This is a genomic window from Haloarcula sp. JP-Z28, from assembly GCF_011440255.1.
In the GTDB taxonomy this organism is placed as follows: domain Archaea; phylum Halobacteriota; class Halobacteria; order Halobacteriales; family Haloarculaceae; genus Haloarcula; species Haloarcula marismortui.
On record NZ_JAAOHT010000026.1, the window covers coordinates 39,322 to 46,228 of the forward strand.

General features: G+C 63.4%; 7 protein-coding genes. 4 read left to right on the forward strand and 3 right to left on the reverse strand.

The features are described from left to right. Positions 1-60: 60 nt before the first annotated feature. Together secF and G9463_RS11545 are read left to right on the forward strand one after the other, a co-directional pair. Positions 61-924 carry a protein translocase subunit SecF gene (gene secF / locus G9463_RS11540; RefSeq protein WP_165896781.1) on the forward strand — a complete coding sequence of 288 codons (864 nt, stop codon included), beginning with the start codon at positions 61-63 and terminating at the stop codon, positions 922-924. Continuing rightward, entirely contained in the window at positions 921-2,477 is a 1,557-nt protein-coding gene (locus G9463_RS11545) for a preprotein translocase subunit SecD (protein ID WP_165896782.1), read from the forward strand. The genes secF and G9463_RS11545 overlap by 4 nt, the downstream gene beginning before the upstream one ends. A gap of 34 nt (positions 2,478-2,511) precedes the next feature. Here G9463_RS11545 and rnhB read toward each other — a convergent pair whose 3' ends face one another. The 3 genes from rnhB to G9463_RS11560 all read right to left on the reverse strand — a co-directional run bounded on the left by rnhB (position 2,512) and on the right by G9463_RS11560 (position 5,684). Further along, positions 2,512-3,147, reverse strand: coding sequence for a ribonuclease HII (gene rnhB, locus G9463_RS11550; RefSeq protein ID WP_165896783.1), 636 nt, complete (start codon positions 3,145-3,147; stop codon positions 2,512-2,514). Between the two features lie 57 nt (positions 3,148-3,204). Next, positions 3,205-4,482 carry a tRNA pseudouridine(54/55) synthase Pus10 gene (locus G9463_RS11555; protein WP_165896784.1) on the reverse strand — a complete coding sequence of 426 codons (1,278 nt, stop codon included), beginning with the start codon at positions 4,480-4,482 and terminating at the stop codon, positions 3,205-3,207. A gap of 86 nt (positions 4,483-4,568) precedes the next feature. Beyond that, the gene (locus G9463_RS11560; protein WP_165896785.1) at positions 4,569-5,684 is read right to left on the reverse strand and encodes a mechanosensitive ion channel family protein; all 1,116 of its coding nucleotides are present in this window, start codon (positions 5,682-5,684) and stop codon (positions 4,569-4,571) included. Positions 5,685-5,773: 89 nt separating this feature from the next. On the opposite strand from G9463_RS11560, the gene G9463_RS11565 reads away from it, so the two are divergent. After that, positions 5,774-6,586 carry an undecaprenyl-diphosphate phosphatase gene (locus G9463_RS11565; protein ID WP_127013696.1) on the forward strand — a complete coding sequence of 271 codons (813 nt, stop codon included), beginning with the start codon at positions 5,774-5,776 and terminating at the stop codon, positions 6,584-6,586. Between the two features lie 55 nt (positions 6,587-6,641). Beyond that, positions 6,642-6,907, forward strand: a 266-nt coding sequence (locus G9463_RS11570; RefSeq protein WP_240150021.1) for a CheF family chemotaxis protein, incomplete at its 3' end; no start/stop codon positions are given.

Below are 6,907 nucleotides of genomic sequence, written 5' to 3' on the forward strand. Positions count from 1 at the left end.
ACGGATGTCAGCGGCAGTGATTGAGAAGGCTTATTCGGGCCCGTCTCACATCGTTCGGTCATGTTCGAGTTCGAGGTCCCGGAAGTCGATTACACCCAGTATTCGAACCGCCAACTGGTGGCGGTTCCGCTGGTGGTGCTCGGTCTGGCGCTTGCGGTGCTCGGTGGCTGGTATCTGGTCACCGGTGCGCCGGTGTCTCCGAGCATCGACTTCACGGGCGGTTCGGAACTCACCGTCGAGTCGTCTCTCTCACAGGCGGAGCTCAGGGACAATACGTTCGACGAACCCGTGGTTTCCGTCCAACAGGTCGAGGGTGAGAACCGGTATATCATCACGTTTGATTCGTCGAATCTGGAGCCAATCGAGGAAACCGCGCGTTCGAGCGATCAGATGGAGTTCCTCGGTAGCGGGACCACGTCGCCGATATTCGGTCAGGAGAACCAGCGGCTAGCGGTCGTCGGCATCGGTGTCGCCTTCCTCGGGATGAGTTTGCTTGTCTTTGCGATGTTCCGGTCGGTCGTACCGAGCATCGCAGTCGTTCTGTCGGCGTTTTCGGACCTTGTCATCCCGCTCGCGGTAATGAACCTGCTCGGAATCAAGCTCTCGCTGGGGACCGTCGCCGCGTTGCTGATGCTCATCGGTTACAGTGTGGACTCCGATATCCTGTTGAACAACCACGTCCTCCGGCGGTCTGGCGGGTTCTACGAGTCGACGTACCGCGCGATGCGGACCGGTGTGACGATGACGCTGACGTCGATGGCGGCGATGGCGGTGATGGCGATTTCGGCGACGATATTCGGTATCGAACTGATGGCTTCTATCGGGTTCGTTCTCGTCGTGGGCTTGGCTGCTGACCTGATGAACACCTACATGCTTAACGTCACGTTGCTTCGCTGGTACAAGTATGAGGGGGTCAACCGATGAGCACACTCAAGGAAAACTGGCGCGTCGTTGCGCTGGTCACGCTGTTGCTACTCAGCGCCGTCGCGCTGTTCATCCCCGGCGTTCCGCCAGGGACCTCGGATACTGAAGGAGCTGGGGCCGCGAACCAGTCGACGAACCTCCAGTACGGGATTCAGCTCAGCGGCGGGACGCGTATTCAGGCCCCGATCGTTGGCACTACCGCTGAAGGTGTCGATGTTGCACCCGCAGACGAGGCCGACTTGGCACAAGCGACGGCGGACCGGTTGGGTCTCGACCCGATTGACGTGCGCGTTTCGAACCAGACTGAGACCGTCGAGGTGTTCTCGAACAACGTCACCACCGGAGAGGTCGAATCCGCACTCGAAGCCGAGGGGTACGAACCGAGTGAGGTCCGTCCCGGCGTGACCCGGGACACCAGAGAGAACATGGTGTCGGTCATCAACGACAAACTGCGCGAATCGGCGCTGACAGGGGGTTCGGTGCAGCAAGTCAGCTCGCCGGGTGGTCGGAGCTTCATCAGCGTCACAGCCCCGGACAGGGGGCGCGAAGAGCTCATCGGCCTGCTCGAAGAGCGTGGTGTCGTCCGCGTGTACGCTGTCCACGACAATACTGAGAACGGCTCCTACGTCCGTGAGCAAGTCCTCTCACAGGGCGACTTCGCGGGTATCGGGGCAGCACAGCGAAGCGAAACGCAGGGAACGCACGTCCCGGTGACTGTCAAACAAAGCGTGGCCGAGCGCTACGCGAACGACATGGTCGAGGCCGGCTTCGGGAGCGGGTCGACCTGCCGCGACTCGGACTACGACCACGAGAACCTCCAGAACTCACAGGCAGACTGCCTGGTGACGACACTGAACGGCGAGCCGGTGTTCATCGGTGGTGTCGACCCGGGGCTGGGACAGTCCTATCGGAACGGTGAGTTCGCCAACAATCCGCAGTTCATCATGCAGACCAGCAATATGTCTGAAGCGACCGAGCTGGAACTCGCACTCAAGGCCGGTCGGCTACCGGCCCCGCTTGACTTTGACAGCGCCGAAAGTCAGACGCTTTCGTCTGCGCTCGCTCAGGAGTTCCAGCAGCGCTCCCTCCTGACGGGCATTCTCGCCGTCATCGCGGTGAGCCTGGTGGTGTATCTCCGGTACGGGCGTCCCGAGGTCGCCCTCCCGATGATCGTCACGGCGCTGTCGGAGGTGTTCATCCTCCTCGGATTCGTTGCCTTCGTCCAGTATCCGCTGAACCTCTCGCATCTGGCCGGGTTTATCGCAGTCATCGGGACGGGGGTGGACGACCTCATCATTATCGCCGACGAGATCCTCCAGCAGGGGAAAGTTGAAACGGGCCGCGTGTTCCAGAGCCGCTTCCGCAAGGCGTTCTGGGTCATCGGCGCGGCCGCGGCGACGACCATCGTCGCGATGAGTCCGCTGATGGTCCTCTCGCTTGGCGACCTCTCCGGGTTCGCCATCATCACCATCGTCGGCGTGCTGGTCGGCGTGCTCGTGACGCGCCCGGCCTACGGTGATATCCTCCGGAGTCTCGTGCTGGACGAAGACTGACACCGTCGGTCGCTTTCTCCCGAGTTCACGACGCTCAAAAGTCACTGAGCGTTGACTGTGATGCCGCCGCCAGTACGTCGTCACACGTCGACCACGACCGGCGGGCACACGCCGGCAATTCGCCGTGTCGGTCAACGTAGTCCGCTAGGAAGGTCCGCGTTGTCGGGTCACTGGGATAGCCTGACCCCACGTCGCCGTACTCCGCTGCCAGCTCTGCGACATGGGTGTCGCGGGCCACCTTCGCAATAATTGAGGCCGCACCGACTAGCGAGTCCGTCTCGTCGGCTCCATGTTCCGCGGTTACAGCCACGTCGGTGTCGACTGCGTCCGCGACCCGACGACCGAACCGCGCCGCGTCGGTGTCGCCGGCGTCGACCGTCCCTGACAGGCCGTCTCGGGCCACCGCGGATAGGGCCTCTGCCTGCCCTTCGACAGTCAGTGTGTTCATGTCCGTCTCGTCGGCATCGATGCGCTCGACAGATATTTCAGCAATACCAACGGCGTCTGCCGATTCGCGGATTTCCTTGGCCAGTCGCTCGCGTCGCTCCGGCCTGATGTCCTTCGAGTCGCCGACCCCGCCGGGCAGGGCCGCAGGGTCGACCCGGACGGCGGCGGCGAACATCGACCCCAGAACCGGCCCTTTCCCAGCCTCGTCAACGCCAAATCGCATGGCTGGCACGTCGATGCCGGTGTAAAAACAGGTTCCGGTTGGAAGCGGCCCAGTGCGCTACTCTTTGAGGAACTCGTCTGTCGCGAACGGTTCGTCCTCGCCCTGCACGTCGATTACGTCGAGCGCCGTCACCACGGCGTCGGTGTCGAGCAGGCCGGCTAGGCTCGGCTCCGTGCGGCCCTCATCGCTGGAGACGAGTTCTTTCACGTACAGGCCGCCTTCCCCGTGGATGCGGAGTTCGGCGTGGTGGTCGTCGGTCAGTTCGCCTTCGGCGTCGTACACTGCTCGCGTCCGTGTGATGTCGGCCCGTCGGTGGGTCACTCGCTGGGGCGTCTCCTGCTGGATGGTCGCTCCGTCCAGCTCCGTTAGTGCGTCCTGCAGGGCGTCGGCGTCGACCGCGTCGCCAAACTCCACGTCCATCCGGTAGGTCTTGGAGGCGTCCAGTTCCTTGACGCGCTCGACCATTTCGTGGGTCGCCAGGTGGAGGTCCGTCACTTCGACCTTCCCGTCGGCGAAATCGTTGATGTCGGCTTCGAGTTCGTCGGCGTCCACGTCGCGTTTGCGCGGTTCCATCACTTCGATGACGAACGGACGGCCCGAGTCGAGCATTCGCGCGTCGACGTCCTCGCGGCCGGCACCGTGGAACACGGCCTCCTCGCCGTCCATCGCTTCACGGACGACAGGCGCGGACAGTTGCTCGACGCTCTCGTCGTAGCGGTAGCCGCTGCCGTCACAGCCGTCACAGGGCTCGCCTTGCCACAGCCCCGTCCCATTGCAGTCGTTGCAGGGCCACTTCGTCTGGGGTATGTCGCGTTCGAGTTTGCGGTAGCGGCCGTAGACGAACGCCGAGTTGACGTGTGTCTCTACTTCGTCCGTCGCGAGGTCGAGCGTGAGCTGGACTGCTGGACGGCCAAACTCCACCTCCGCGCCGGTCAGGTCGCCGATTCGCTTGCCGACTTCGCGGTTGAGTTCGGTCTTCAGCGCCTCTCCGGCGTCGGGGTCCAGCCCCACGTCCTCCCGGAGCAGTTCGTCGTTTTCTTCGAGTAGAGGCGGCACTTTCGTCCCGACTTGGTAGGTGTCGAATTCGTAGCCGCGGACGGCGCTTGCGGCCTGCTCGGCCCACCAGTCAAAGCGGTCACACTCTCCTTCACAGACCCAGCAGTCCTCGCTCTCCTCAAATGGGTCGTCGTCTGCAAGCGCAAGCGTCACCCGAAGGGCGTGGCCCCGTTCGGCGTTGGCCAGCCCGAAGCTCCGGTCGGCGAAAAGCCGGCCGAGACAGGAATCACACAGCGGCCCGGTGGCAAGCGCCGAACGGGCGTCCTCAAGTATACTCATTGCCTGAGCCGACGCGTCGCCCCCGTAATTGCGTTTCGACCTCTCGGTCGTCTGGGCCGGGGAGGGCCCTGTGACCTTGCTTTCGCTTACTCACCGGTCACGCCGCCGTCATCTGTGGGTTTGCTCTTCGACTGCGCTTGGTCGAATAGCTCGCCCGGAATCTCCTCGGCCGAGATGGAGATGGACCGCTGGGGGAACGGGATATCGATGTTATCGGCCCGGAACCGTTTGTAAATCGCGCTGTTGAGTTCGTGGGTTGCACGAGCTGTCAGGGCCGGGTTGCTGACCCAGCACAGCAGTTCAAACTTCAGCGCTGAGTCGCCGAACTCTCGGAACCGGACCCGCGGGTTCGGGCGGTCCTGCACGAGGTCCTCGGCTTCGGCTAGTTCCAGCAGGATATTCTCGACTTTGTCGATGTCCGTCCCGTAGGCGACGCCGACAGGGACCCGAATCCGGCGCTTGCGTCGCGGCGTCGACTCGTTGACGATAGCAGCGCTATTGAGCTTCGAATTCGGAACTGTGACGAGAATGTCGTCGCGGGTGCGGATGACTGTCGAGCGGACAGAGATGTCCTCGACGCGGCCGCGTTCGCCGCTTTCGAGGACGACGAAGTCGCCGACTGCGTACGTCCCGTCGAGATACAACGATAGCGACCCGAAAAAGTTCGCCAGCGTGTCCCGGGCCGCTAGGCCGACAATGATGCCCATAATCCCCGCTGAGGCCAGCAGCGGCGTCACGTCGATGTCCCACAGAACCAACAGGAGCAGAACCCCGCCGCCCGAGATGAGCGCGCTCCAGACGTTCTGGAGGATGGGGACCATCTGGCGGTCGATGTACGCTGAATCTGTCGCGATGGCGGACGCCTGCCGGCCAATGCGAAGCAGCGTCACCATCCAGACGATGACGACCAACGAGAGCGTCCCGGCCTCAAGCGAGACGGCGATGGCCGGCCGAATATCGTAAATCTGCGCGCCGGCGTATGCGCCGCCGAGGCCGATCGAGATGTACGCAGCGGTGTGAATCCCACGGAACACGATGTCGTCGACGTCGCCCTCAATGTGTGGGGTGACCCGTCTGATCAGCCGGTCACCGAGGACACGGATGACCAGCGCGAGCGCGACCCCGCTGCCGACGAGTACCAGAAACCCCTGCCAGGCCGGCAGCCCCGACAGCAGGTCTACTACCCCACTTCCCAGTTGCATACCCCCGTTTGGACACCGGCGCTATATATACTGCCACGTCGACGGCCCGAACCGAACGGCCTTTGTCCCGCGGCGTCCGCTCCGTGGGTATGAACCCGATTCTCGTCGCTATTCTGCTGGGCCTGCTGCAAGGGATACTGGAGTGGATTCCGGTCTCCAGCGAGGGCGGTGTCGCCCTCGCGTCGACGGTGGTCACAGGCGTCTCACCCGCCGCTTCGACCCGCCTCGCACTCTTTCTCCACGCCGGGACGGCGGTTGCGGCCACGGCCTACTATCGCACCGAGGTCCGAACCATCCTCCATTCGATACGGCAACTCTCGCGTCGCCCGTTCGCCGACGAGACGGCGGACCTCTCGTTTATTGTCATCGCGACGGCGGCAACCGCTGTCACCGGCCTCCCCGCGTATATGGTCCTCGACGCGGCTGTTTCGGAGCTAGAGGGCGGGCTCTTTCTGGCGCTAGTCGGCGGCCTACTCGTCATCACTGGTCTCCTCCAGCGGTTCGCTGCGGCGCTGTCGCTGGGCGAGCGTGAGATTCCGGACGGGTTCGACGCTGTTCTAGTCGGGGTGTTGCAGGGGCTGGCCATCCTCCCCGGAGTCTCCCGGTCTGGGACGACGGTGAGTGCGCTGTTGCTCAGGGGCCACGAGGGTGAGTCGTCACTTCGACTCTCATTTCTACTGTCGATTCCGGCCGCGCTCGCTGCCAACGTCCTGGTTCTCGTTGACGATGGTGTCCCCGCAATCGACCCGCTGCCGGCCGTTGTCGCGCTCGTCGTGAGCGCCCTCGTCGGCTACCTCACCGTCGACGCGCTGGTCCGGCTGGTCCGGCAGGTCCCGTTCTGGGCGGTCTGTACGGTGTTCGGTGGGTTCGGGGTCGTCGGCGGCTTGCTTGTCGCGCTGTGAGAACGGTGCTGGTACTTATTTATTCTCCGGCGTCAAATCTGTAGTACCAGCGGCTATGAGTGGTGACGAACGCAAGCTAGTCGACACGTCGGGGGACTTCCAGTACGTCGTCCGCGACGGTGACACGGTGACCGACCCGAAGTGGCGCTCCTGTCGACTCATCGTCACCAACAAGCGACTCATTCTGGCGACAGACGGCTCGAAACAGCCGATCCCACACTCCAGTATTACCCTCCCGTCGAACCCTGACGATCTGATTCCCGACGGTGGGACCGGCGGCGCAACCGCGCTGGAGGTGGGCAACAACGTCCTCCTCGTCGA